This is a genomic window from Bacteroides sp. (genome assembly GCF_030151085.1).
Lineage (GTDB): Bacteria > Bacteroidota > Bacteroidia > Bacteroidales > Bacteroidaceae > Bacteroides.
In genome coordinates this window covers 49,157-74,205 of record NZ_JASLER010000053.1, presented here as the reverse complement: position 1 = coordinate 74,205, position 25,049 = coordinate 49,157, and the positions used below count along the sequence as shown (strand labels likewise).

Annotated in this window: 23 protein-coding genes; 2 read left to right on the top strand and 21 right to left on the bottom strand. The window is 39.0% G+C overall.

Translation table 11 applies throughout. The features are described from left to right. Positions 1 to 40: 40 nt before the first annotated feature. From Q1W14_RS10475 to tsaD, 12 genes are all read right to left on the bottom strand, one after another. Positions 41 to 1,114: a hypothetical protein gene (locus Q1W14_RS10475; protein ID WP_300701352.1), complete on the bottom strand. Its 1,074-nt coding sequence runs from the start codon at positions 1,112 to 1,114 to the stop codon at positions 41 to 43. A gap of 7 nt (positions 1,115 to 1,121) precedes the next feature. Beyond that, positions 1,122 to 1,991 carry a DUF58 domain-containing protein gene (locus Q1W14_RS10470; RefSeq protein ID WP_300701351.1) on the bottom strand — a complete coding sequence of 290 codons (870 nt, stop codon included), beginning with the start codon at positions 1,989 to 1,991 and terminating at the stop codon, positions 1,122 to 1,124. A gap of 220 nt (positions 1,992 to 2,211) precedes the next feature. After that, positions 2,212 to 3,207, bottom strand: a complete 996-nt coding sequence (locus Q1W14_RS10465; protein WP_300701350.1) for an AAA family ATPase — start codon at positions 3,205 to 3,207, stop codon at positions 2,212 to 2,214. Between the two features lie 191 nt (positions 3,208 to 3,398). Beyond that, positions 3,399 to 4,544 (bottom strand): HU family DNA-binding protein, encoded by a 1,146-nt coding sequence (locus tag Q1W14_RS10460; protein ID WP_300701349.1) that lies wholly within the window; start codon positions 4,542 to 4,544, stop codon positions 3,399 to 3,401. 23 nt (positions 4,545 to 4,567) lie between these two features. Continuing rightward, entirely contained in the window at positions 4,568 to 4,840 is a 273-nt protein-coding gene (locus tag Q1W14_RS10455) for an HU family DNA-binding protein (RefSeq protein WP_300701348.1), read from the bottom strand. 78 nt (positions 4,841 to 4,918) lie between these two features. Continuing rightward, positions 4,919 to 6,217 (bottom strand): 30S ribosomal protein S12 methylthiotransferase RimO, encoded by a 1,299-nt coding sequence (gene rimO, locus Q1W14_RS10450; RefSeq protein ID WP_300701347.1) that lies wholly within the window; start codon positions 6,215 to 6,217, stop codon positions 4,919 to 4,921. Next, positions 6,214 to 7,173 (bottom strand): signal recognition particle-docking protein FtsY, encoded by a 960-nt coding sequence (gene ftsY / locus Q1W14_RS10445; protein ID WP_300701346.1) that lies wholly within the window; start codon positions 7,171 to 7,173, stop codon positions 6,214 to 6,216. Before ftsY ends, rimO begins: the two co-directional genes overlap by 4 nt. A 200-nt stretch (positions 7,174 to 7,373) precedes the next feature. Then, positions 7,374 to 7,532, bottom strand: a complete 159-nt coding sequence (locus tag Q1W14_RS10440) for a DUF4295 domain-containing protein (RefSeq protein WP_300701345.1) — start codon at positions 7,530 to 7,532, stop codon at positions 7,374 to 7,376. Between the two features lie 13 nt (positions 7,533 to 7,545). Then, on the bottom strand, positions 7,546 to 7,734 hold the full coding sequence (rpmG, locus tag Q1W14_RS10435; RefSeq protein WP_002560155.1) for a 50S ribosomal protein L33: 189 nt from the start codon (positions 7,732 to 7,734) through the stop codon (positions 7,546 to 7,548). A 19-nt stretch (positions 7,735 to 7,753) separates the two neighbouring features. Continuing rightward, positions 7,754 to 8,014 (bottom strand): 50S ribosomal protein L28, encoded by a 261-nt coding sequence (gene rpmB / locus Q1W14_RS10430; RefSeq protein ID WP_294588640.1) that lies wholly within the window; start codon positions 8,012 to 8,014, stop codon positions 7,754 to 7,756. 121 nt (positions 8,015 to 8,135) lie between these two features. Continuing rightward, a complete protein-coding gene (locus Q1W14_RS10425; RefSeq protein WP_300701344.1) occupies positions 8,136 to 8,603 on the bottom strand; it encodes a CinA family protein in 468 nt (155 codons plus the stop codon). Positions 8,604 to 8,621: 18 nt separating this feature from the next. Continuing rightward, complete coding sequence (gene tsaD / locus Q1W14_RS10420; RefSeq protein WP_300701343.1) at positions 8,622 to 9,644, bottom strand: tRNA (adenosine(37)-N6)-threonylcarbamoyltransferase complex transferase subunit TsaD; 1,023 nt, start codon at positions 9,642 to 9,644, stop codon at positions 8,622 to 8,624. Positions 9,645 to 9,843: 199 nt separating this feature from the next. Between tsaD and Q1W14_RS10415 the strand changes: the two genes are divergently transcribed. After that, positions 9,844 to 14,316: a translocation/assembly module TamB domain-containing protein gene (locus Q1W14_RS10415; protein ID WP_300701342.1), complete on the top strand. Its 4,473-nt coding sequence runs from the start codon at positions 9,844 to 9,846 to the stop codon at positions 14,314 to 14,316. A 134-nt stretch (positions 14,317 to 14,450) separates the two neighbouring features. Here the strand turns inward: Q1W14_RS10415 and Q1W14_RS10410 are convergent, their stop codons facing one another. The 8 genes from Q1W14_RS10410 to Q1W14_RS10375 all read right to left on the bottom strand — a co-directional run bounded on the left by Q1W14_RS10410 (position 14,451) and on the right by Q1W14_RS10375 (position 23,299). Then, positions 14,451 to 15,362, bottom strand: a complete 912-nt coding sequence (locus Q1W14_RS10410) for a Ppx/GppA family phosphatase (RefSeq protein ID WP_300701341.1) — start codon at positions 15,360 to 15,362, stop codon at positions 14,451 to 14,453. Beyond that, on the bottom strand, positions 15,359 to 17,407 hold the full coding sequence (locus Q1W14_RS10405; protein ID WP_300701340.1) for an RNA degradosome polyphosphate kinase: 2,049 nt from the start codon (positions 17,405 to 17,407) through the stop codon (positions 15,359 to 15,361). Before Q1W14_RS10405 ends, Q1W14_RS10410 begins: the two co-directional genes overlap by 4 nt. Positions 17,408 to 17,454: 47 nt before the next feature. Further along, on the bottom strand, positions 17,455 to 18,594 hold the full coding sequence (locus Q1W14_RS10400) for a glycosyltransferase family protein (RefSeq protein WP_300701339.1): 1,140 nt from the start codon (positions 18,592 to 18,594) through the stop codon (positions 17,455 to 17,457). Between the two features lie 16 nt (positions 18,595 to 18,610). Continuing rightward, positions 18,611 to 19,399, bottom strand: a complete 789-nt coding sequence (locus tag Q1W14_RS10395) for a UDP-2,3-diacylglucosamine diphosphatase (RefSeq protein WP_300701338.1) — start codon at positions 19,397 to 19,399, stop codon at positions 18,611 to 18,613. 180 nt (positions 19,400 to 19,579) lie between these two features. Further along, positions 19,580 to 19,762: a hypothetical protein gene (locus Q1W14_RS10390; RefSeq protein ID WP_300701337.1), complete on the bottom strand. Its 183-nt coding sequence runs from the start codon at positions 19,760 to 19,762 to the stop codon at positions 19,580 to 19,582. Positions 19,763 to 19,848: 86 nt separating this feature from the next. Next, the gene (locus tag Q1W14_RS10385; protein ID WP_300701336.1) at positions 19,849 to 20,835 is read right to left on the bottom strand and encodes a cation diffusion facilitator family transporter; all 987 of its coding nucleotides are present in this window, start codon (positions 20,833 to 20,835) and stop codon (positions 19,849 to 19,851) included. A gap of 72 nt (positions 20,836 to 20,907) precedes the next feature. After that, positions 20,908 to 22,401 (bottom strand): proline--tRNA ligase, encoded by a 1,494-nt coding sequence (gene proS / locus Q1W14_RS10380; protein ID WP_300701335.1) that lies wholly within the window; start codon positions 22,399 to 22,401, stop codon positions 20,908 to 20,910. Between the two features lie 265 nt (positions 22,402 to 22,666). Beyond that, positions 22,667 to 23,299: a hypothetical protein gene (locus tag Q1W14_RS10375; RefSeq protein WP_300701334.1), complete on the bottom strand. Its 633-nt coding sequence runs from the start codon at positions 23,297 to 23,299 to the stop codon at positions 22,667 to 22,669. Between the two features lie 278 nt (positions 23,300 to 23,577). Between Q1W14_RS10375 and Q1W14_RS10370 the strand changes: the two genes are divergently transcribed. Further along, entirely contained in the window at positions 23,578 to 24,042 is a 465-nt protein-coding gene (locus Q1W14_RS10370; RefSeq protein WP_300701333.1) for a TspO/MBR family protein, read from the top strand. 296 nt (positions 24,043 to 24,338) lie between these two features. Here Q1W14_RS10370 and Q1W14_RS10365 read toward each other — a convergent pair whose 3' ends face one another. Next, positions 24,339 to 24,665: a hypothetical protein gene (locus Q1W14_RS10365; protein ID WP_300701332.1), complete on the bottom strand. Its 327-nt coding sequence runs from the start codon at positions 24,663 to 24,665 to the stop codon at positions 24,339 to 24,341. Positions 24,666 to 25,049: the final 384 nt, after the last annotated feature.

The following is a 25,049-nucleotide window of genomic DNA, read 5'->3' as shown; positions in this document are numbered from 1 at the left end:
TTACAATTTACGATTGAAGTCACTATTCATAACCATGCTATCAAGCAAAGTAATTGTACAACTCCAAACCTATATATATCAGTGAGCCGATAAGAGCGGCAGCCAACACCAGAATACCAGTACCAAGCAATATCTTGGTACGCAAAGAACGTTTCTCAATGATAGTAATCTCAGTCGGTTGCGGTTTGGCATTCTCATCTTCTTTGACTTTTGTCTCATTAATAAAGTCAATAGCATTTATTAAATTGGCGTCGTTCTCGTTCATCATCGGATTATGCTTGGCAAACTTCACAAGGTCAGCTGTTTGGAACAACTCACGCAGATCCTTAATGGCTTCTTTATCTTTCATTTCCAACAAGTTATCAATGATTTCAGAAGAGGTCATTTCCAAAGCATTGAAACCGAAACGATCTTTAATATAAGTACGAATAGCATCCGTCAATTCAGTATAATACTCCTTCGACAATCCTTTCTGCCAAACTTTTTCAGTTTTAATACGTTCAATCTCTTGTATTGCTAACTGGTGAGGCGGCAACTTAGACTCAACTTTCACCTTGCGAATAATCGGTTTATTATCGCGAATACGCTTCACGAGATAAATTAGCAACAAAAGAAGAGGCACGAACAAAAGCACACAAGCAATGGCAACATACCAATCTTCCCAAGCAAAAGGCGCTTGCATCACAGTTTTGGGTCCAAAGAACTGATCGGGATGCAATGTATCTACCGGAATGGAATATACTTTCAAGGCTAATGCTTTCGAAAGATAAGGCTTATTATCTACAATCACCTTCATAGGTGGTAAATAATAGAGCGCCGAGTCAAACGAAGTAACGGTATATTCTTGAGTTATCAAAGAACGTCTACCATCATTCAGAAGTTGAGTATCCGGCTTGGCCACATCAATAATTTCGACTCCACGTATCAATGTATCCGTATATACAGGAAATATTGCACGCTTATTTGCATCCAATGATACTTGAAGCTTTATCTTTGCCTGCTCTCCTATTAAGATTTGCAGGGAATCAATAGTAGCATCTACCGTTACCGACTGGGCTACTGCCCTGCCTGCCAATGCTACTAACAGCGTTATCAGAAATAAATATCTTTTCATTTTCCGATTAATTTCGTTTAGCAAACAAATTCATCAATGCCTTGACATAATCCTGGTCAGTTCGTACCGACACATTATCGACATTACTCTTGGTAAATGTTTCGTTCAGTTCTACTTGCTTGTTAACCCACCAATCATGATGAGCACGACGCACAGCACGCGAGGAAGTATCAATCCACTGTTCATGTCCCGTTTCAGCATCTTTAATCTTCATCAAACCTACAGCCGGCAAATCTTCTACCCGACGGTCATACACCTGAATCGCAACCACATCATGCTTACGATTGGCTATGGTCATTGCATTTTTAAAGCTTTCCTGGTCAATGAAATCCGACAACATAAAAGCAGTGCAACGACGCTTCATTACATTTGTCAGATATTCCAGCCCTAGACGGATATTCGTCCGGCGGCTTTCCGGATGGAAGTCTATCAATTCACGTATGATATAAAGTATATGCTTACGCCCTTTCTTAGGTGGAATGAATTTCTCTATCCGGTCTGAAAAGAAGATAACACCGATTTTATCGTTGTTCTGAATGGCAGAAAAAGCTAAAGTCGCAGCGATTTCCGTCACCATATCCTTCTTCAATTGCTTCACAGTACCGAACTCCAAACTACCGGAAACATCTACCAACAACATTACTGTCAACTCACGTTCTTCTTCAAACACCTTCACGTATGGTTTGTTGAAGCGAGCGGTTACATTCCAATCAATGTCGCGTATATCGTCGCCAAACTGATATTCACGCACCTCGGAGAATGCCATACCTCTACCTTTGAAGGCTGAGTGATACTGCCCGGCAAAGATATTATTGGATAATCCGCGCGTCTTTATTTCAATCTGACGGACTTTTTTTAGTAAATCAGTTGTTTCCATTGATATATATGAATAATCTCATTAATAAAAACCTTAGCGGAGATGAACTAAAAGCCCTCATGTTTTCATCAGAAAACCCTGAGATTTGAAGAACAAACTCCTGGAGTTTTCAGTAAAATCCCCGGGGTTTTCGGTAGTAAATCCCCGGCAATTCAAAAGCGAATGCCGGGCATTTCCGGAGCAAACTCCTGAGGTTTTCTACTGATATACTTCCCCTATATTAAGGTACTTCTACTTTATTCAATATCTTGCTGACAATTTCGTCAGAAGTTACATTACTAGCTTCTGCTTCGTATGTCAAACCGATGCGATGACGCAGTACGTCATGCGCCACAGCGCGAACGTCTTCCGGAATTACATATCCACGGCGTTTAATAAAGGCATAGCTACGGGCAGCGAGTGCCAAATTGATGGAAGCACGCGGTGAACCACCGAAGCCAATCATATCCTTCAGTTCCTTCAAATCATATTTTTCAGGATAACGGGTAGCAAATACAATATCTACAATATACTTTTCAATCTTCTCGTCCAAATAAACCTGGCGAACTACCTTACGGGCTTCGATAATCTCTTCTGCCTTCAAAATAGGTTTCACATTGAATTTTTCGCCATTGATATTCTGACGGATAATCAGTTTTTCTTCTTCCAACTTCGGATAATCAATAACCACCTTCAGCATGAAACGGTCAACCTGCGCTTCAGGCAACGGGTAAGTACCCTCTTGCTCGATGGGATTCTGAGTTGCAAGTACCAAAAATGGCTCGGGCAACATGAAAGTTTCTCTACCAATAGTAACCTGACGCTCCTGCATTGCTTCCAGCAAAGCACTCTGTACCTTGGCCGGAGCACGGTTAATTTCATCCGCCAAAACAAAGTTTGCAAAAATAGGACCTTTCTTTATCTGGAATGTCTCGTCTTTTTGACTATATACCATTGTACCGATAACGTCGGCAGGAAGTAAGTCCGGCGTAAATTGGATACGGCTATATTTCGCATCGATCAAAGATGCCAATGTTTTGATTGCTAAAGTTTTTGCCAAACCTGGTACACCTTCCAGCAATACGTGTCCGTCAGATAACAGACCAATTAACAACGATTCTACCAGATGCTTTTGACCTACAATGACCTGGTCCATACCTGTGGTAAGATTGGTAACGAAAGCGCTTTGTCTTTCAATCCGCTCGTTCAGTTCGCGGATATCAATTGTTTCAGCCATAAATCTATACTATTTTAAGTGTTTAAATTCCCCATTTTCCGGTTTAATACCGGTAATTATTTTTTCGCTCCCAAAAGTACGGGAATAAATTAACCATACCAACTAATTTTTATTAAAAAACAATGCGAAACCTTTAGATTAAACTACTTTCATAGAGTTTAGTATTTGACAAAAAAAGAAGCAGTAATATTTTACTGCTTCTTGACTAATTTAGGTATCTTTATTGTAGTTCCGAATGGTACATTATCCGGATTCTTGATAACACCTGGATTATGCTTTACTATGTATGGCCATAAAGCCTTCGTTCCATAAAAACGAAGTGCAACTTTCGTCAAAGTTTCCCCTTCTTTAATGGTATAAGTAGTTTCCGTACCAGCAATCGAGTACCCCACTGAATCGGGCTCAAATGGCGCAGCAGGTTTCTTTTGTTCCTTTTTAGATGGTGCTTGCGTCGCACTCTCCTTGGGCATATCCTTCGGAGTTGAAGCCACAGCAACACTTTCAGCCACTGTATCAGGTTTAACCGGTTCAACTATTTCTTTTTCTTTTGCAGATAAACTATCAGTCAACATAGTCTGATCTGTCTTCACAACTTCCTCTTTTTCTACAGGAGGCTTAGATGTGAACTGATCCAATAGATCGGGATAATACATAAACATTACGGCACCACCACATAGTACTATAACGAAAACAACAATACCAATGAAGTATTTCATTGTAGAAGAATCCGTTTTAGCATCAGATTTATCAATGACAACAACTTCTTTGTCAGGCTGTTCATCAGACGAAATCTTAGTTTCTTCTTGTTGCAGTTCCTGTTCTATTACAGGTTCTTTCACAGCAGTAACCTCCTCTTCTTCTTTTACAGCAACAACTTCTTGCTCTTTTATAGCAGTTACTTCTTCTTCCTCTACTACCACTTCAGAAGACTCATTAATTACCTCTTGAGGGATATCTTGTTCTTGCTCTTCCTCCTCAGTCTCATTATCCAAAGGGGTATCTTCAAGAACTGTACCATCATTTAAGACTACTGTTTCAAAGTGCGAGAATGGTTTATTGATAACATCTTTTAATGTAGGTTCCGGAGTAAACGAAACTTTAGTATGTCCTTGTATTTCAAATCTTTCCCCAGTATTGACATTCACACTTTCACGACTATCTACATCAATCAGTTTAAATGTACCTAGTCCTTTTATTTTCACATACTTATCTTTCTCCAATGATTCTTCGATCAGCAAAAAGAATTCCTTTACAAAATTGTCGGCATTCTTTTTACTCATACCATGCTTTTCAGCAAGCAAATCTATCAAATCCTGTATGTTCAGTTTCTCATTCATAGTGTGGAGAGTTAAAAGGAAGATTACTTAAACTTATCTTTCAATAGTGAACTGGGCTTATAGGTCAATACCAACTTGGGAGGAACCAGCATACGCTGTTTTGTAGTTGGATTAACAGATATACGTTCTGCCTTCTTTTTCACTTCAAATGTGCCAAATCCCTGTACAGATATAGTATCTCCCTCTTCCAACTGACGCGACATTTCCGACAGCAAAGATGCAATCAACTCAGAAGTATCCTTTAATGTATATCCTAACCTCCGAGATAATTCAGAAGTAAACTCTTTGTTATTCAAAATATAAGCTTTAATATGGAACTACGCTGCTATATTAGCAAATCTTCTTCATATACACAAGAAGTTCGGGAAAAATCTTTAAATAATTCTTCCAAAAAGGTCGAAATCATCGGAACTTACTATCTCTACTTGGTAAAAGTTACCAATAGTCAGTTCTTTATTTTCACTTTCAATCAAAACTTCCGGATCGACTTCGGGAGAATCAAATTCTGTACGTCCTACGTAGTAATCACCTTCCAAGCGGTCTATAATTACCTTCATTTGCTTTCCCACCTTCGCAGCACTCAATTCAGAAGATATTTCCTGCTGTATAGACATTAATTCATCCAAACGAGCCTGCTTCACTTCTTGTGGAATAGCATCCTCATAATTAGCAGCAGCATAGGTGCCTTCTTCTTCAGAATAAGCAAAAGCCCCCATTCTATCGAAACGAACCTTACGAACAAATGCTTTCAGTTCTTCAAAATCAGCTTCTGTTTCACCTGGATGTCCTACCATAAGAGTAGTGCGCAAATGAATCCCAGGAACTTCCTTACGGAATTGCTCTACCAATTGATAAGTCTCATCCTTCGTTACATGACGGCGCATTTTAGTGAGCATATTATCACTAATATGCTGCAAAGCGATGTCCATGTATTTGCAAACATTGGAACGCTCCCGCATTACACGAAACAAATCTGTAGGAAAATGTGCCGGATAAGCATAATGCAAACGTATCCATTCCACTCCGGGTATTTCGGAGATTCTTTCTATAAGCTCCGGCAACATCTGCTTTTTATACAGATCCACTCCATAATAAGTCAGCTCTTGGGCAATCACTTGAAATTCTTTCACACCACGAGCAACTAAGTATTTTACCTCATCCAAAATTTCTTCTATCGGACGAGACACGTGCTGTCCTGTTATGATAGGAATAGCACAGTAAGAACATTTACGATCACACCCCTCTGATATTTTCAGATAAGCATAATGTTTAGGAGTGGTCAGTGTACGCTCAATGTGCAATTCGTCATGGTATGCCTTTCCTAAGTCCTGCAACAGTTCTTTCCAGTTAAACTTCCCGTAAAACTTATCAACCTGTGGGATTTCGATAGCCAATTCTTTCAGATAACGCTCCGAAAGACAACCCATAACATAAAGTTTCTCTAAACTACCTTCTTCTCTAGCCTGGGCAAATTCCAGAATCATATTAATAGACTCTTCCTTGGCATCTCCGATGAAACCGCAAGTATTAATAACGGCTATCTGTCCTTTTGGACGTTCAGTATCATGGGTTACATTATAACCGGCTTCCTCAAGCTGACGCATCAAATGCTCTGAATCCACCAGGTTTTTAGAACAACCTAAAGTAATGATGTCGATGGTTTTCCGTCTCATGCATCTCCTCCAAACAGTGAATCAACAAATTCTTTCTTACGGAATACTTGCAAATCTTCCATACCTTCACCTAAACCAATATATTTCACAGGAATCTTAAATTGATCTGAAATACCAATGACCACACCACCTTTTGCTGTTCCATCCAGTTTGGTCACTGCCAATGACGTTACTTCCGTAGCCAAAGTAAATTGGCGAGCTTGTTCAAAAGCATTTTGTCCGGTGGAACCGTCCAAAACAAGCAATACTTCATTAGGCGCATCAACTACAACTTTCTTCATCACATTTTTAATCTTGGTCAATTCATTCATCAAACCAACCTTATTGTGAAGACGACCAGCCGTATCGATAATGACTACATCTGCATTATTAGCGACTGCGGAACTCAATGTATCAAAAGCCACTGAAGCCGGATCTGCCCCCATTTTCTGTTTGATCACAGGTACTCCTACCCGTTCTCCCCAAATCATTAATTGTTCAACGGCTGCAGCACGGAAAGTATCGGCAGCACCTAAATAAACCGACTTTCCAGCCTTTTTAAATTGATAAGCCAATTTCCCGATTGTAGTAGTTTTACCCACACCATTTACACCCACTACCATGATAACGTAAGGTTTCTTCGCAATTGGTGCTTCAAAATCATCCACATCTTCTGAATTGTTCTCTGTGAGCAATGCAGCGATTTCATCGCGCAAAATCCGATTCAGTTCTTGCGCATTCATATATTTTTCAGAAGCAGCCCGTTTTTCTATACGTTCAATAATTTTCAACGTAGTTTCCACGCCAACATCCGAAGTAATCAATACTTCCTCCAGATTATCCAACACTTCGTCGTCAACTTTCGACTTTCCAGCCACAGCACGGGCTATCTTGCCGAATACACTCTCCTTGGTCTTAGATAATCCTTTATCTAATGTTTCCTTCTTTTCTTTTGAAAAAAAACTAAAAAATCCCATATTCTAACTATTAGTAAAATACATTATGATACAAAGATAATGCAAAGAAAGCACAATCTTCGCTTTAAACGCAAAGATATAACAAAACTGACAAATAATAAAAACTTCGCCCCCTTTTAAAAAAGAAATCCTCTTATCAGTTATACCGATAAGAGGATCTTTTATAGTTTATCAGTGCTTTTGCAAGCTCTGTATTCATCTTACTTCTTGAAAAAGTCTTGTACTTTTTCGTTTTGTACCATTTGCTCATCAAAGATGTAAGCACCTGTTTTCGGAGACTTAACCATCTTGATAACCTTTGTATAAGCACGACCTTCTTTAGTACCTTCGTGCAAACTTGCTACTGTTTTCTTTGCCATGAGTTATACTTTATTATTTAATTTCTTTATGTACTGTTACTCTTTTCAGGATTGGATTATATTTCTTCAATTCCAATCTCTCAGTGGTATTTTTTCTGTTCTTCGTTGTAATATAACGAGAAGTTCCCGGCATACCGCTATCCTTGTGTTCTGTGCATTCCAGAATCACCTGTACTCTGTTACCTTTTGCTTTCTTTGCCATAATCAGTATCTCCTACTTTTTAGCCTATTACTTTGATGCTTTTCCAATCACAAAAACCTTTAGCTACTGCATCTTTCAAAGCAGCGTCCAGTCCTTTTTTATTAATAACGCGCAAACCATTAGCGCAAATGCTAAGGCTAATCCAACAATCTTGTTCTACATAGTAGAATTTCTTGTTAAACAAGTTCAAATCAAAAGTTCTTTTAGTTCTATGATTTGAATGTGAAACATTGTTGCCAATCATGGCCTTCTTTCCGGTAATTTGACAAATCTTTGACATTTCTATCTTTATTTTATAGTTTTCATCTATACTTCTCTCAAACAGAGCGCAAAGTAAGTACTTTTATCGTTACCAAACAAGTTTTTCATAAAATAATTCGTTGTATGATAGCAATTTTTCCTTATTTCAAGCTGTTTCGAAGCAATAAAAGGGCATTCTGAATAGCTTTTTGTACATTTCCCATTCTTCCGGAATCTCCTTCCTGCTTCATGGTAACGATTTCATTTTTATAGGCAGCGGCAATCCAAACAGTGCCTACCGGTTTGTCAGGAGTTCCACCACCAGGACCTGCAATACCCGAGGTAGCAACCGCGCAATCCGTTTTCAACGTTTTCATCGCACCTTTCACCATCTCGGTCACCGTTTCACAACTTACTGCTCCATGTTTTTCTAATGTATCACCAGAAACATGAAGCAAAGACATCTTAACTTCATTGGAGTATGCTACAATACCCCCATTAAAGTATTCCGAACTACCCGGAACAGACGTTATCAAAGCTGCAATCCCTCCACCGGTACAACTTTCTGCGGTGGAAAGGGACAATTTCCTTGCTTTTAGCAATTCCCCTACCTCTTCTTCCAGTTTCATACCTTATTATATATAGGCTTATTTCAAAGTTACCCTTGAATAAGCAGGTGCATCTATTGAACAGTAGTCCTTATCCAGATACTTAAAGTAGCCTGTAATAGCAATCATGGCAGCATTATCCGTTGTATAGCTGAATTTCGGAATAAATATATTCCAGCCATACTTTTCAGCATGTTCACGGAATGAATTACGCAATCCATTATTAGCCGAAACACCTCCTGCAACTGCTACTTCTTTTATTTTGTATTCTTTAGCTGCTTTACGCAATTTATCCATCAATATATCTACAATTGTTGCTTCCAACGAAGCAGCTAAATCAACCTTATGATTCTCGATGAAATCGGGATCTTCCTTCAACCAATCCCTCAAAGAATACAGGAAAGAAGTTTTCAATCCGCTAAAACTGTAATCTAAGCCAGGTATATGCGGCTTGCTAAATGTATATGCTTTGGGGTTTCCCTGACGTGCCAACTTATCAATGATCGGTCCACCCGGATAGCCCAGTCCCATTACCTTAGAACATTTATCTATAGCTTCACCGGCAGCATCATCAATAGTTTGCCCTAATATCTCCATATCATTATAGGCTTTCACCAGAATGATTTGAGAATTACCACCAGAGACTAGCAGACAAAGGAATGGAAAATCAGGTTGAACATTTTCTTCTCCTTCAGCTTTAATAAAATGAGCTAACACATGGCCCGTCAAATGATTAACATCAATCATAGGAATACCTAAAGAACGAGCAAATCCTTTTGCGAACGATACACCAACCAATAAAGAACCCATCAAACCGGGACCACGTGTAAATGCCACAGCACTCAGTTCCTCTTTAGTCACTCCGGCACGTTTCAATGCTTCATGCACTACCGGAACAATGTTTTGTTGATGAGCACGAGAAGCAAGTTCAGGTACTACACCACCATACGCTTCATGCACAGCCTGACTGGACACTACATTCGAAAGCAGATAGCCATCTTTGATAACAGCAGCAGAAGTGTCATCGCAAGAAGATTCTATTCCTAAGATTATTGTACTCATAGTGTTTTTTACGTTTAAACGCTGCAAAAGTAGTGATAAAAGTAGGATTCATAACGTATAATTTCATATTTTTGTTGGCTAATTATAAAAATCGCCTATCAGAAAACTAAAAAAAACAGTACGTTGGGTACTCGGTATCGTTCTGGGACTGTATATCGGTACTATTTTGTTGCTGAACATTCCATACGTCCAGCGACAAATGTCTATACTCGTAGCGGAAGAACTAACTTCCGTATTAGGTAGTAGTCTTACCATTGGGCGGGTTGATATAGGCCTACTGAATCGTATCATTATCGACGATTTATTGTTAAACGATCAGTCAGGAAAGGAAATGCTGAAAGTAACACGTCTTTCAGCTAAATTTGATTTTATACCCCTATTAAACGGCAAAATATCTATCAGTAATGTACAGCTATTCGGTTTCAACATTAACTTGGAGAAACAAACACCTGAATCCAAACCGAACTTCCAATTTGCACTCGATGCTTTTGCTTCTAAAGATACCATCCAAAAGAAAAGTAATCTGGATCTCCGCATTAACTCCTTGTTGATTCGACGTGGAAAAGTATCATACGATGTACACTCTGAAAAAGAGACTCCCGGTAAATTCAACCCTCAACATATTCGTTTACGTAATATTATTGCCAATATTTCTTTGAAAGCTTTGCAAAGCGACTCTATTAATGCCGCCATCAAACGCATGAGTATAGAGGAAGAGCACTCCGGTTTCGAATTAAAAAAGCTAAGCTTGAAGATTATTGGTAATGACAAAAAAATGAGGATTGAAAACTTTGCCATCGATCTGCCACATACTTCATTGGCAATGGATACTATCCGTATGGAATATGATAGCTTGGGAGCTTTTAAGAACTTTGCCCATGATGTGCATTTCTCATTCCGTATGCTGCCTTCCCAGATAACCTTACAGGATATATCCGCTTTTGTACCGGCTTTTAGCCCCTTTAAAGAGAAAGTACAAGTAGAAGTAGAAACTAATGGAACTATCAACCGGTTGAATTGTCCCCGTCTTTCCATATCTTCGGGCAATCATTTTCATCTGAAGGGCGATGTATCCTTGCAAGATTTGTCTCATCCGGAAGACGCATACGTATTTGGCAATCTTTCCAGTTTATATGCCGATCCGGAAGGTATCGCTTTCTTTGTCAGGAATTTAAGTAAAAATTATGAAGGAGTGCCTCCTATACTCGAACATTTAGGAACCATCTCTTTTCACGGAGAAGTATCAGGTTACTTCACAGATCTCGTTACATACGGACAAATACGTACTGACATCGGTAGCATAAAAACCGACGTCAAGTTAAGTTCCAACAAGGAAAAAGGATATTTTGCCTATTCAGGAGCGGTGAAAACGGAAGATTTCGAACTAGGAAAGATGCTGGGCAACGATAAATTCGATAAGGTTACATTCAATTTGGATGTTAACAGCAGTCATTACGAAAATCAATACCCATCCGTAATATTAAAAGGACTAGTGTCTTCCATAGATTACAGCAATTATACATATGAGAATATCAATTTGGACGGAGAATACAAACAAGGCGGTTTCACCGGAAAAGTAGCCTTGGATGATCCGAATGGTTCGGTCATACTGAATGGTACTATCAATACCGCCAGTCAAATACCCACTTTCAATTTCTATGCAAACATCAGCCATGTCCGTCCGCATGACCTTCATCTGACGCCGAAATATGAAGATACTGAAATATCCATCAAGATTAAAGCCGATTTCACCGGAGGATCCATTGATGATATGAATGGTGAGATTAACATTGATAGTCTTCAATTCACTGCACCGGACAAGCAATATTTCCTTGACAATTTAAAAATAGCCGCCAGCCCCAAAGGTGAACATCAAAAGCAACTGACTATTGCCTCTAACTTCCTACAAGGGAGCATTGAAGGAGACTATTCTTATCGTACTTTACCAATCAGCGTACTCAATATCATGCGACGTTATATTCCTGCTTTGATTCTACCGGACAAAAAGCCGATGGAAACAGAGAATAACTTCAATTTTGACCTGCATATATATGATACGGAACTATTATCCACTGTATTCCAAATTCCGCTTAAAGTATATACCCACTCCACGCTTAAAGGATATTTCAATGACAAAGCTCAACGCCTTCGTGTAGAAGGTTATTTCCCACGTTTGCGCTATGGAGATAAATATATAGAATCGGGAATGATACTCTGTGAAAATCCGGGTGATCAATTCCATACCCGTATACGTTTCAATAATCGAAAATCAAGTGGTGCTGTCAATGTAGCTTTGGAGGCTCAAGCAAAAAATGACAGCATTCAAACTACATTGAATTGGGGAAACAGCAGTAGCGTAACCTATAGTGGCAAACTTTCTGCTTTGACTCACTTCATTCGTGAGTCCAAAGGCGTAAAAAGCCTCTCCCAATCAAGTAAAAAAGATAAATCGGCATTGAAAACAGTTGTCGATATCCAACCCACCAATGTAATCTTGAACGATACGCTTTGGGAAATCCATCCCTCACAAGTAGTGCTTGACTCAGGGAAAGTACATATCAAAGACTTCTATTTCAGCCACAAAGAGCGTCATTTGCGCATTGATGGTACCATTTCTAAGTTACCGGAAGATACAGTGCGTCTCGATTTGCAGGACATCAATATAGGGTATGTATTTGATATAGCAGACCTTGGGGTGAATTTCAAAGGAGAAGCTACCGGTCCTGCATTTGCCAGTGGAGTACTGGAAAAGCCTGTTATGAGCACCAATCTGTTTATCCGCAATCTAGGACTGAATGAAGGATTGCTTGGCGATGCCAACATCCATGGGGAATGGCATCACGATGTAAAAGGAATCTATTTGGATGCCCGTATCCGTGAAAAAGACATTGCTAAAAGTCATGTATATGGTTACATATATCCGCTTAAACCAACAAGTGCGCTTGATTTGCAAATTGAGGCAGATAGCACTAACCTGAAGTTTATACATCATTATATGAGCAGTATCACGCCGGAATTCAACGGTCGTGCAACCGGTAATGTTCATTTCTATGGCAAATTCAAGGCCTTGACTATGGAAGGACGTGTCTTTGGGGACGCTTCTATGAAAGTAGATGTTCTCAATACTACATTTTTTGTTAAAGACAGTATTTTCATTGAGCCGGGTGGACTTACTTTTAATAATAATCGTATTTTCGATACTCAAGGGCATCAAGGCAGAGTGAGCGGATACCTCCACTATCAACATTTCAAGAATTTGGAATACCGGTTCAATTTCAATGTTAATAATATGTTGGTAATGAACACTAAAGAATCTCATGACGTCCCCTTCTTCGGTACAGTCTACGGCACAGGAAGTGCTACCATTGCGGGAAATGCTCAGGATGGTGTAAATATCGACGTAGCAATGACTACCAACCGTAATACGAACTTTACCTATATAAAAGATAACGTAACTTCCGCTGTTAGTAACCAGTTTATCAAGTTTATAGATAAAACTCCACATCGTGCCGTTCAAGATTCGGTTCGTCTTTCCGATTTTGAAATCGCACAGAAAGAAGTAGAGGAAGAAAAAGAAAGTGACACGGATATCCGTTTGAATCTTTTGGTAGATGCTACTCCCGATGCCACCATGAAAATTATCATGGACCCTATTGCAGGCGATTACATCAGTGGAAGAGGTACCGGAAATATTCGTACCGAATTCTATAATAAAGGAGATGTGAAAATGTTCGGTAGTTATCGCATTAGCCAAGGTGTTTATAAATTCAGCTTACAAGAGGTTATCCGCAAAGATTTTATCATTAAAGACGGAAGTACTATTGCCTTCAATGGCAACCCACTCGATGCAAATCTAGATATAAAAGCCAGCTATACGGTCAATTCTGCTTCTTTGAACGACTTGATGCCTTCTAGTGCTACCACCTCTGATTTTATAACTCAGACTAACGTCAAAGTAAACTGTATAATGGACTTAACCGGACAATTAACCTCGCCCAACATCAAACTGGACATTGAGCTGCCTAATGAACGTGATGAAATGCAATCTATCATCCGTAACTACATCTCTACTGACGAGCAAATGAATATGCAGATACTCTACTTGTTGGGAATCGGTAAATTCTACACGACCGAATATAGTGATGCTGCGCAAAGCTCTAATATGATGACCAGTGTGCTTTCGTCTACACTTTCCGGACAATTGAATAATGCCCTTTCGCATATTGTAGATAATAATAATTGGAATATCGGCACCAACCTCAGCACCGGTGAAAAGGGATGGACAGATGTTGAATTCGAAGGTATTTTATCCGGGCAGTTATTAAATAACCGATTGATCATCAACGGAAACTTTGGCTATCGTGACAACCCAATGGCAAACACTAACTTTGTAGGTGATTTTGAAGCCGAATGGCTTGTCAACCGTTCCGGCGATATTCGTTTGAAAGCATATAATGAAACGAACGACCGCTATTATACTCGAACCAATCTGACCACGCAAGGTATAGGCATTATTTTCAAGAAGGACTTCAACAAATGGAACGAACTGCTTTTCTGGAATAAATGGAAACTCAGAAAACTAGAAAAAGCACAAACCCAAAAGGATACTTTATCTACCAATAAAACTTCACTTCCTGAAGCAAAATCAAAGCGGGAGAGAAAAAAGAAATAACTCTATTTTTATATAGAGGCAATAAGTTAATATCGTGTTTACACGATATATGTAACGTGTAAACACGATATTAACTTATTGTTCTACACGATATTAATTTCTTGCAGGAGATAATATTTATTTCATGTAGTACATCAACAAGATGTAGAACCTATACTTTTAGCATACAAATCGTCAATGATACCATCCGCCAAGCCAATAACCGGCACATGCACATATCCTGCTTTCACAATCTCTGCAATTGTCAGAAATATTTCGGCGGCCGGAATAATAACATCAGCACGGTCAGCTTTCAAACTGAACGCTTCCATACGTTGTTCAGGAGTTAGAGGTTTCAGCTCGTCGTACAATACCTTTAAAGAAGTGACCGGTAAACGCAGTTTCTTCTTATCCTTTTTGCCGGCAAGACGATATAGCTTATTGATGTTACCTCCACTACCTATAATATTAATATCCTGATATTCAACAGAGAGTTGCGCAAGATCTTCCTTCATCTGCTGCCAGGTTTCTTCCTTCACAGCATTGCTCAGCATACGAACCGTACCAATATTATACGAATAAGATTTCACCAATTCACCGTTAACCATTAAGTTTATCTCCGTGCTGCCACCACCAACGTCTACATATATATAGTTACCTACACTATCCTCCATACACTCTACATGATTATTGTATATGGTGCGTGCCTCTTCTTGACCATCAATAACCTCTATATCAATACCCGTATCTTTTAATATCTTCTTTATAACAGACTTCCCATTTTTAGCATCGCGCATGGCAGAAGTCGCACAAGCCCGATAATCCGTTACATCGTAAATTTTCATCAATTGGCGAAAAGCCTTCATCAGCCGCCGTAACTTTACCGCTTTTACATCAGATACAATTCCCAAAGAGAATACATCAAAGCCTAACCGCAGTGGAACACGCAGTAACAATACTTTGGAAAGACGCTTATTCTCTAAATCCTCATCCTGCTTGACTTTCTTAATCAGTAACCGCACAGCATTTGTACCAATGTCTATAGCGGCATAACATTTTTCATTCATAATTTGTAATGTTTATATAGTTCTTCTTGTGAACGGAAAGGCACATCACTATCCGTCGTCCAAGGACGGTTTTCTCCAGTTCCATCCACAATACTGCCTTGACAATTATCACGAAGACCATAATCTATCACAGTCCACAAATCTTCTTTTATCTTAGGGTCATAAACCGGCGCAATTACCTCCACCCTATTATCCAGATTGCGCGGCATCCAGTCTGCCGAACCGATAAAGGTTTTATTCTCTCCATTGGCAGCAAAAATAAAAATACGCGAATGCTCCAAATAGCGGTCAATAATTCCATTGATATGTATCGTATCACTCACGCCAGGGATACCCGTAATCAATGAACAATTGCCACGCACCAACAAGTCAATAGGAACACCGTTTGCAGATGCTTCATAAAGTTTCTTCACGATGGCAATATCTGTAATATGGTTTACTTTGACACGAATGTAAGCAGGCTTACCAGCCTGTTTATTCTTGATTTCATCATTTATCAACTTGATGAATTTCGCTTTCATCTCATTGGGAGATACCAGCAGCTCCTTGAACAGAACCGGAGAATAAGGTTTCTCAATGAAAGTGAACACCGAATGTATATCGTTCACCACGTTTCGGGCAGCAGTCATCAGCAGGTAATCCGTATACATACGAGCATTACCTTCGTGGAAGTTCCCCGTGCTGATACATGCAATATCATTTCCGGTTTTCATGCTGATATGCGTAGTCTTTGAATGGACTTTCAAGCCTTCGACCCCAAAGATGACACGAATACCTGCTTCCTGCATCTTCTTAGACCAACCTATATTAGAGGCTTCATCAAATCGTGCCAGAAGCTCAATCACCACAGTTACCTTCTTACCATTACGAGCGGCACAAATAAGGGCTTTCACTACTTTAGAGTCCTTAGCAAGACGATATAAAGTAGTTTTGATACTTTTTACTTCTTTACTGATGGCAGCTTCCTGCAATACACGAATATAATAATCAAAGCTATGATAAGGCACATGTATAAACCGGTCACCTTTCTGAATCAACTTCAAAAGGCTTTCACCACTTTTTAGTTCCGGTTTTATAATTGGTACCCATACAGGGAATTTCAAATCTTTCCTACCACAGTCAGGAAAAGACATTAAATCCTTGTGATTATGATACCGTCCGCCATTTATCACTGTATCCAGCTTATCAAGATTCAGTTTATTCATAACGCGTTTCAGTAAATCTTTTGGCATTTCTGCATCATAGATCACGCGCAAAGCATCACCTTTCTTGCGGCTTTTCACTCCTTTGGATATCTTTTGAAGAATGCCATTACGAGGGTCATTGTCAATCTCCATCTCCGCATCTTTAGTAAACTTGAACGCGTATGCCTTGAAAGACTCATAATTCAACCCGGAAAAAATCATCGGCAAGCAATAGCGGATAACATCATCCAAATACATCAGATAGTTTTTGCCTTCTTTATCAGGTAAACGCACAAAACGAGCACATTCAGTAACGGGAAGAGAAATCAATGCATATTCAAAATTCTTCTTGCCGGCAGCTTGCATCTTAACAGCCAAATGAATGTTTTCATCTGTCTCATCCGTCAATTGTTTTACCGCCGAAAGCCAAACGGGACTTATAAAGCCACTCAGCTTCTGGCTGTAGTACTGGCAAACAAATGCCTGTTGCTCTTCATCCAATTCATCTTCTTTCAACAAAAAGATATTTTCCTTCCGCAGCTGACTAGTTACCTCCTTAATAGCATTTTCATATTCCTTAGAATACTTATTATTGAGCTTGGTTATCTGCTTGATAAGTTGAGTGGCACTCTCCCGCTCCGCATCCAACCGTCTGTCTTTACACTCGGCAATACGGCTAAGTGTTGCCATACGAACACGGAAAAACTCATCCAAATTATTGGAATAAATGCCAAGGAATACCAATCTCTCCAACAAAGGCACCTGTAACTTGGTAGCTTCCTGTAAGATGCGATGGTTAAAGTACATCCAACTCAAATCGCGATCCAGATAGGCTTCTGATAAAATCTTCTTGTTAGTCATCTCAATTAAAACTATCTATATTTATTAGGAAGATGAAGATATTAATATTACAATGCCATATCGGGCATATTGGAATATGAATACGGAAATGCCGGCGCTGGATAGTGTGCCAAAGACAACCCTATTTCTATATTACGCAAAATCCGCCAGTCACAACTATGAACCCAGTAACGGAATGAAATATCCGGTTGGTAGTTCTCTGAAAATTCCAACAGGTTTTCCAAATCAAAGGCATCGGCAACAATTCCTGCACCGGTTCGAGCAGCATCGTAAGCATTACAGTCTTGTTCAACATGTACAGGAACCATCAGTAACGGTTTGCCAAGATACATAGCCTCACAAACAGATTCAAAACCGGCCGTCGTCGCATAAGCCTTACAGCCGGACATGTAGCGCAGAAACTTTAAATCATCCAATTGATGGAAACTTAAAGTATCATCAACTTGGCAGACCTCATCCTCATCTTGTTTATCCCAAAAGAAATGAAGGGGTACTTCAGGATGATCGCTATGCCATTTCCTTATATTCTCACCAAAACCCGAATTCACCATATAACCATGCAAATAATCCCCTTTCGCACTTTCGCAAGAAAGAACTTCCTTACGTAGCAATGGAGGTACTACCCTAATATGCGCTTCTTCATCATCATCCATTGCACGGAAAGATAAGGCCAGTTTTTCGTTTGCGCCAATACAGGTAAGTCGTGTGAAGAAGCGAAGTAACCATAAGTTAACTCCGCTCTTTTCGGGAAATTCAAAGTCTTGATGTAAAAAGAGATATTGGTGTCCGATACTGATTTGAGGTACGGAGGGGCGAAAAAGCAGATAGGTCAACCCCGTAAGTAATTCATAAAAGTTTATGACTAGTTCGGCACCGCTCTCTTCAATGCGGCGGTGTATATAGTGCATGCTTTGAAGGTAGGTAGGTAACTTTATCATATTATATGCCACACTCCGTGATAAGCTGACTCGCTTATTAGCAGGTGTAGGCAAAAAATTGGGACTCAGAAAACGTTTCACCGGAGCTTGGATACTGCGATTAAAGAAACCGGGTAAATGGCGCGAATTACTTTTTCCCACCAATACTTCTACAACTTCATGACCGTTACGACGCAACAAATCTTCCATCGTAATGGCTTGGGTAAGATGCCCTCGCCCTTCTCCCTGAACAATAAATAGTACTTTCATAAGCTCTAAGTTTTAGTTATGAAGCAACTGAAACACTTTCGGTATGCTCCTCGATCAACATTTCGTCAAAGCGGAAGATATTCCAGTTTCCATTTTCATCTTCTGTCAAAGCAGAAAGTGATTCTACCCAATCGCCGGAATTCAAATAATGAATATCGCCATAGTAAAGGTTGGCAGGATGATGGATATGTCCACATATCACTCCGTCACATTTGCGAGTTTGAGCAAACCTTACCAATTCTTTTTCAAAATCTGACACATATGAAACAGCGGACTTTACTTTTTGTTTAATGGCTTGAGACAAAGAATAGTAAGGCAGGCCTTTCCGAGTGCGATAGTTATTGTAGATGCGGTTTAACCACAGTAAGAAATCATATCCTGCACCACCCAATTGTGCCAGCCATTTCATGCGGGTAGTCACGGTATCGAAAATATCTCCATGAGTAACATAATAACGTTTGCCATGGCTTTCATGAATAAAGTCTTTTACGATTTTAACGTTATAAAAAGTCATTGGAGCAAGACTATCCAGAAAATCATCGTGGTTTCCACGGACATAGATAACCTCTGTACCTTGCTTTTCCATCATCTTCATAATTACCTTGAAGAAGTCAGTATGTTTGGACTGCCATTTACGGGTGCCTCCCCTCTTCAAAGCCCACCCGTCAATGATATCACCATTTAGTATCAACCTCTTGCAATTGACTGATTTTAAAAAGTTACTGACTTCCACTGTTTTTGAGTGTGATGTGCCCAGGTGAATATCTGAAAGCACAATGGTAGAATAGAATTTACGTAAACGCATAGTATTGCTATTTTTGTTGTTGCAAATGTCGCTCTTCTATGTTACGCCGATATGTAAAAGATATGACAATCCTGTTATAATAACAAAAGCCACACCGGTATCTCACAGGCATGACTTCAAGAGAATCTATGGAATAAATACGTAAAAAAGATAAATTTGTTCGTGTGTAAAATCAAAGCATCAGACAAATTCTTCAACCATATACATATCACTGACAAAATCGTCAACAATCAGTTCCAGGTTATCGCAAGCTTCGTCGGGTGTTTCGCCGTATGCACTGCATAACAAGTTATTCAAAAAATAAGCGTTAAAACCACCGCCGGCTGCCGCCTCTACGGTATAGTCATTTCTGTTCAGTTTCATATTCGGTCTTCTTTATTTTTTTTACACTGCAAAGATGACCGGAAGTTGTTTCAATGGAATGTATAAGAAGTTACAATACTGTAACTTTATTCATTCCGTTCTTCATCACTCTCTATGATATTTGACAAAGTGATACTTTCTAATGCTTCAAAAGGAGTTATTCTGGAAGTACAATCACTCATTTCACAATGCTCGCAATGCTTCATCATGCATGGGTCCGAATGAATGGAAATTTGAATTTTATCAGATAAGTTAGAAACCAATGCGGTTTTCAGATTCTCGCAAGCCTGATGGCTTTCTATAATATTGTAATACCATGGTAGAGTTAAGTCACAATCTATATAGAGAAAACTACCATATTTTATAGCTTTGGTATTATGAACATCTATCCAATCGGGTTGACGATGCTCGTTAATGCTTTGCGCCATGCTATTCAAGACCTCATCATCCGCTTTATCTAGAAGATTAGCAATCGTTTTTCTTAATATTGAGATACCCGTCAGAATAATAATTCCACCGAATACTAAAGCCAGAGCACTATCTATCCAAGTAATACCTGTATAATAAAGTAGCAATAGACCTACTACAAGACCAATAGTAGAATAGGTATCCGATTGCAAATGTTTTCCTCCTGCTATCAATGCCATAGACTGATATTTCTTTCCCATCCTGATACTATACCACCCCATCAGATAATTCATCAACCCGGCAATTGCAATTACCCAAATACCCAAATCCAGTTTTTCGATTTCGGCAGGTGAAAACAATCGTTGTATTCCTTCGTAGATAATCAATCCTCCTGCAATGGAAATAAGCAAACCTTCAATGGATGCAGAAATGAGTTCCATCTTTCCGTGACCGAAAGGATGTTCCTTATCTTTCGGCCGTGAAGCCCAGTGTATACTGTAGAGACTAATGAATCCGGCAACAACATTCACAATGCTTTCCATAGCGTCTGTCAGAATACCTACGGAATTAGTAATATAAAAAGCAATGAATTTGCCAACAAGTATAAGTACGGATACAGATACAATCCAACGTTGGATTTTTTGTTTCAAAAGGTTTTCATCCATAAGGAGTAATCGTTTTAAAAAAAGGGGAGCATTGCCAAGCAATAACTCCCCTCTTGTAATTCTATATTCTTATTAATAAGAACGTGCAAAAATCACGCGGCATTCAGATGGTTTACCGGTAACCATACATTTACCCGGTTCTTTATCGCCCGGCAAATAAGAATCCAAAGGAATACAACGAATAGTTGCTTTAGTTTCTTCCTTAATTCTCTCCTCAGTTTCGGTAGTACCGTCCCAATGAGCCAAGATAAATCCGCCTTCTTCAATCTTTTCCTTGAATTCATCGTAGCTATCTACACTTATCGTACGATTGGTACGATAATCAAGCGCTTTCTTAAAGATATTTGCCTGGATTTCTTCGAGCAAGTCTCTTACATATTCTTCAATGCCATCGCAAGTACGAGTTTCTTTCTCCAATGTATCACGGCGCATAACTTCCATCGTGTTATTTTCCAAATCACGACCACCCATCACCAGACGTACAGGAACACCCTTTACTTCATAATCGGCAAATTTGAAGCCCGGACGTTTATTATCTGCATTATCATACTTCACAGAAATGCCCATTGACTTCAGTTTAGCAACAATACCAGCCACTTTTTCGTCAATCTTAGCCAACATTTCCGCATTCTTATAGATAGGCACAATCACCACTTGTATCGGAGCCAAGTGCGGAGGTAATACCAGACCGTTATCATCGGAATGCGTCATAATCAAAGCACCCATCAGACGAGTGGAAACACCCCAAGAGGTAGCCCAAACATACTCTTGCTTATTTTCTTTGTTCACAAACTGTACATCAAATGCTTTGGCGAAGTTTTGACCTAAGAAATGAGAAGTACCGCTCTGCAATGCCTTACCATCCTGCATCATAGCTTCAATAGTATAGGTATTGAGTGCACCTGCAAAACGTTCATTAGCAGACTTCACACCCTTTACAACCGGCACTGCCATGTATTTCTCTGCAAATTCGCCATAGACATTCAGCATTCTTACTGCTTCTTCTTCAGCTTCTTCACGGGTAGCATGAGCTGTATGACCTTCCTGCCACAAGAACTCAGCTGTACGCAAGAACAAACGTGTACGCATTTCCCAACGGAATACGTTTGCCCACTGGTTACACAAAATAGGCAGGTCACGATAGGAATTGATCCAGTTTTTATAAGTGTTCCAGATGATGGTTTCGGAAGTTGGGCGAATAATCAATTCTTCTTCCAACTTAGCGGCAGGGTCTACCACAACTCCACCACCATTGGGGTCGTTCTTCAAACGATAATGCGTTACAACAGCACATTCTTTGGCAAAACCTTCTACGTGCTCTGCTTCACGGCTGAGGAATGATTTCGGAATAAGCAAGGGGAAATAAGCATTAACATGTCCCGTTTCCTTGAACATATCGTCTAGTTGACGTTGCATTTTCTCCCAAATAGCATATCCGTAAGGCTTAATCACCATACATCCACGCACAGCCGATTGTTCTGCCAAATCGGCCTTCACTACCAATTCATTGTACCACTGAGAATAGTTCTCACTGCGTTTGGTCAGGTCTTTTAATTCTACTGCCATTCTATTTCGTTTTTAAAGTTTTTCAATGTTTTCTTCAAACAAAGCGCAAAAGTACAAATTTTAAAGGAAATCTATTTGAAAATTAGGCAGTATTTTGAAAGAATAAGCTAAATCATCAGTGGTGAAATGACGCAACTCACCGTCTCCAATGACACAGCTCAGTTCTCGCAATGACGAAGCTAAGTACTTCCAATGACACATTTCGGAGGTGATGAGCTGCGTGGTTTGGGCTGATGAATTGCGTCATTCGTGACGGTGAAGTGCGTCATTGCAAATACCGTGCAAATCGAGCACACTCCTCCCCTCGCTTTCGGTATGCCCAATAGCGCTTTGTTTTTTTGCCGTCATCGGTTTCTGAACTCAACAAAATATCATCAGCAGCAACAGCAGTTTCTTCTTTTTCTTCTGTTGTTGCTGTTGTTATTTTATCTTTTATATTCTCTTTATTAGTATTAGTGTCATTTTTTGCTAAAACTCCATTTTTCAGACTGTTATCCGAATTGTTTTGTTCGAATTTAGCTTTATTTAACGACACTTTTCGCCTATTTTCGTCATTTTTTGGCTCGGAATCAGCATTTTCCGGAACATTTTTGGATGTTTTTTGCTCTTTTTTACGTGGAGGATTTAGCTCTTCGGATTCGAAATATCCATCTTCGTATATACTGAAAAGTTCATAATTCAGGATGATTTTCTTTATATAAGCGAAAGATACTTTCATACTTTTACAAAATGGACGGAGGTATTCAAACTGGGCATACGGTTGGGGCAGCATCTCCAGCTTTTCTATAATAATCCAATAAGCACCTAAACCTTTGAAGCCTTCTTTATCTAATAGATTCTCCATGCGGGAGTCGCACATGGCCATAAGCGGATATTGAAGATAAAAATTTCTATTCATACTGATTTGTTTTTTAAGCACTTACACTTTCTTTTCATTGTATCTCAAAGGTACGACAAACGCTTTTGATGCACAAATGGACTTTCATAGGTTTGAGGCACTTTTCCCCCCTCTCAGAAAACTTGTAGAAGGGTTTAACCTCTAAAATCAGGGGCTAAGGCATACTTTGGTAAAATGTGTCGTTTTTTCACATTTTTTACATATCAAATAAGAAGGGATAGCTTACAACAAGATCAACCTTTAAATTGTTAAGTAATTTAGATCAATAAAATAGAAATATGAAAAAAATATTAGCAATATTAATCCCGATCATAGCATGTTTCTTTATCGGGTTAACAGCAAGTTATTTTCAACACGATGCCATTAATGAGTGGTACCCGTTACTTGATAAATCAAGCTTGACACCACCTAATATTGCATTTCCGATAGCATGGAGTATTATCTATCTGTGCATGGGAATATCAATAGGAATTATTTATATCTCAGATTCTACAAAGAAAAGGCAATTAGGCAAATTATTCTGCATACAATTATTTTTTAATTTTGCATGGAGCATTCTGTTTTTCTATTTACAAAATCCACTATTAGGCTTTATTGATATTCTGATATTAGATATCTGTGTTACTATATATGTAGTAAAAACCTATCCTGTGAGAAAAATCAGTTCAATCCTATTTTGGCCATATATGATTTGGATTTATTTTGCTACGTACTTAAACGGTTACATACTTCTATACAATTAAATATGTTTCCATTACTTCAAGTTAATTAAGACAGCATCTTGATAACTCTGCTCAATTGCTTTCTTTGTTTTTTCCATATTTTGTCATAACACATACAATTAGGGTGTGGATAAAGATAAAAAATTAATGAGCAAAATAACTTTCTGAACGACACGAAATGGGGTGTGAACAGCAAAAATAAGGGAATGAACGGAAAAAGGCGGCTTTATTCAGCCGCCCCTTTCCGCATTAATAAAATAGACATGAAAAGCATCTCAATTCATCTTTATAAACGGATGCCGAACCCTAGAGAGTCATTATTCTACAGATTCACCTTTTTCATTCAGAATAACCGTGACTTCCTCAGTAGATTGATCTTCCTTGGTGATAGTCAATACAACCTTATAAGTCTTACCGGCCTCTTTCTCAGAAACGAAAGCTTCTTTTATTACAGCTCCTTCGTAGTTCTTACCCAAAGATCCTAAAACAGCTTGAGGCAAGTCTTTTACATCTATTTTTGTAAACTCATCCTGAGAATCTTGCTGGGTTTGTTCAACTGACTGTATGCTTGACGCTACGTCTGCGAAAGCTACTGAAGTGCCTAATCCCATAATCATCGCTAATGCTACCAATACTTTTTTCATAATCGTAAGTTTTAAGTGAATAAATCTAGTTTCTGTATTAACTATTAGGGCAAACGATATGCCACAATACGTACAAACACATAACCTGTTATACAACAACATATTAGAAAACAACAATAGAAATAAAAATGTGTGGAAATATGTGGAACTGAGTACCACACATGGGGAAGAATTACCCAATATGAATTGGTAAGAAAAAGAATAAATGTGCGTAAATTGTGGTATTATTCCTCATTCAAAATAAGATAAACAGCATAAAAAAGCGTTTACAATTTTTGTAAACGCTTTTTTTATATCGAGCGGCAAGCGAGGTTCGAACTCGTGACCCTCAGCTTGGGAAGCATTATTTTAGAAATATAATTCACTAAATAACAGATAAATACA

Excerpts from the sequence above, each read along its gene's own strand:
- Q1W14_RS10475 (WP_300701352.1), bottom strand. The coding sequence starts at position 1,114 with ATGAAAAGATATTTATTTCTGATAACGCTGTTAGTAGCATTGGCAGGC.
- Q1W14_RS10470 (WP_300701351.1), bottom strand. The coding sequence starts at position 1,991 with ATGGAAACAACTGATTTACTAAAAAAAGTCCGTCAGATTGAAATAAAG.
- Q1W14_RS10465 (WP_300701350.1), bottom strand. The coding sequence starts at position 3,207 with ATGGCTGAAACAATTGATATCCGCGAACTGAACGAGCGGATTGAAAGA.
- Q1W14_RS10460 (WP_300701349.1), bottom strand. The coding sequence starts at position 4,544 with ATGAATGAGAAACTGAACATACAGGATTTGATAGATTTGCTTGCTGAA.
- rimO (WP_300701347.1), bottom strand. The coding sequence starts at position 6,217 with ATGAGACGGAAAACCATCGACATCATTACTTTAGGTTGTTCTAAAAAC.
- ftsY (WP_300701346.1), bottom strand. The coding sequence starts at position 7,173 with ATGGGATTTTTTAGTTTTTTTTCAAAAGAAAAGAAGGAAACATTAGAT.
- Q1W14_RS10440 (WP_300701345.1), bottom strand. The coding sequence starts at position 7,532 with ATGGCAAAGAAAACAGTAGCAAGTTTGCACGAAGGTACTAAAGAAGGT.
- rpmG (WP_002560155.1), bottom strand. The coding sequence starts at position 7,734 with ATGGCAAAGAAAGCAAAAGGTAACAGAGTACAGGTGATTCTGGAATGC.
- rpmB (WP_294588640.1), bottom strand. The coding sequence starts at position 8,014 with ATGTCAAAGATTTGTCAAATTACCGGAAAGAAGGCCATGATTGGCAAC.
- Q1W14_RS10425 (WP_300701344.1), bottom strand. The coding sequence starts at position 8,603 with ATGAAACTGGAAGAAGAGGTAGGGGAATTGCTAAAAGCAAGGAAATTG.
- tsaD (WP_300701343.1), bottom strand. The coding sequence starts at position 9,644 with ATGAGTACAATAATCTTAGGAATAGAATCTTCTTGCGATGACACTTCT.
- Q1W14_RS10415 (WP_300701342.1), top strand. The coding sequence starts at position 9,844 with ATGTCTATACTCGTAGCGGAAGAACTAACTTCCGTATTAGGTAGTAGT.
- Q1W14_RS10410 (WP_300701341.1), bottom strand. The coding sequence starts at position 15,362 with ATGAATGAAAAATGTTATGCCGCTATAGACATTGGTACAAATGCTGTG.
- Q1W14_RS10405 (WP_300701340.1), bottom strand. The coding sequence starts at position 17,407 with ATGACTAACAAGAAGATTTTATCAGAAGCCTATCTGGATCGCGATTTG.
- Q1W14_RS10400 (WP_300701339.1), bottom strand. The coding sequence starts at position 18,594 with ATGAAAGTACTATTTATTGTTCAGGGAGAAGGGCGAGGGCATCTTACC.
- Q1W14_RS10395 (WP_300701338.1), bottom strand. The coding sequence starts at position 19,399 with ATGCGTTTACGTAAATTCTATTCTACCATTGTGCTTTCAGATATTCAC.
- Q1W14_RS10390 (WP_300701337.1), bottom strand. The coding sequence starts at position 19,762 with ATGAAACTGAACAGAAATGACTATACCGTAGAGGCGGCAGCCGGCGGT.
- Q1W14_RS10385 (WP_300701336.1), bottom strand. The coding sequence starts at position 20,835 with ATGGATGAAAACCTTTTGAAACAAAAAATCCAACGTTGGATTGTATCT.
- proS (WP_300701335.1), bottom strand. The coding sequence starts at position 22,401 with ATGGCAGTAGAATTAAAAGACCTGACCAAACGCAGTGAGAACTATTCT.
- Q1W14_RS10375 (WP_300701334.1), bottom strand. The coding sequence starts at position 23,299 with ATGAATAGAAATTTTTATCTTCAATATCCGCTTATGGCCATGTGCGAC.
- Q1W14_RS10370 (WP_300701333.1), top strand. The coding sequence starts at position 23,578 with ATGAAAAAAATATTAGCAATATTAATCCCGATCATAGCATGTTTCTTT.
- Q1W14_RS10365 (WP_300701332.1), bottom strand. The coding sequence starts at position 24,665 with ATGAAAAAAGTATTGGTAGCATTAGCGATGATTATGGGATTAGGCACT.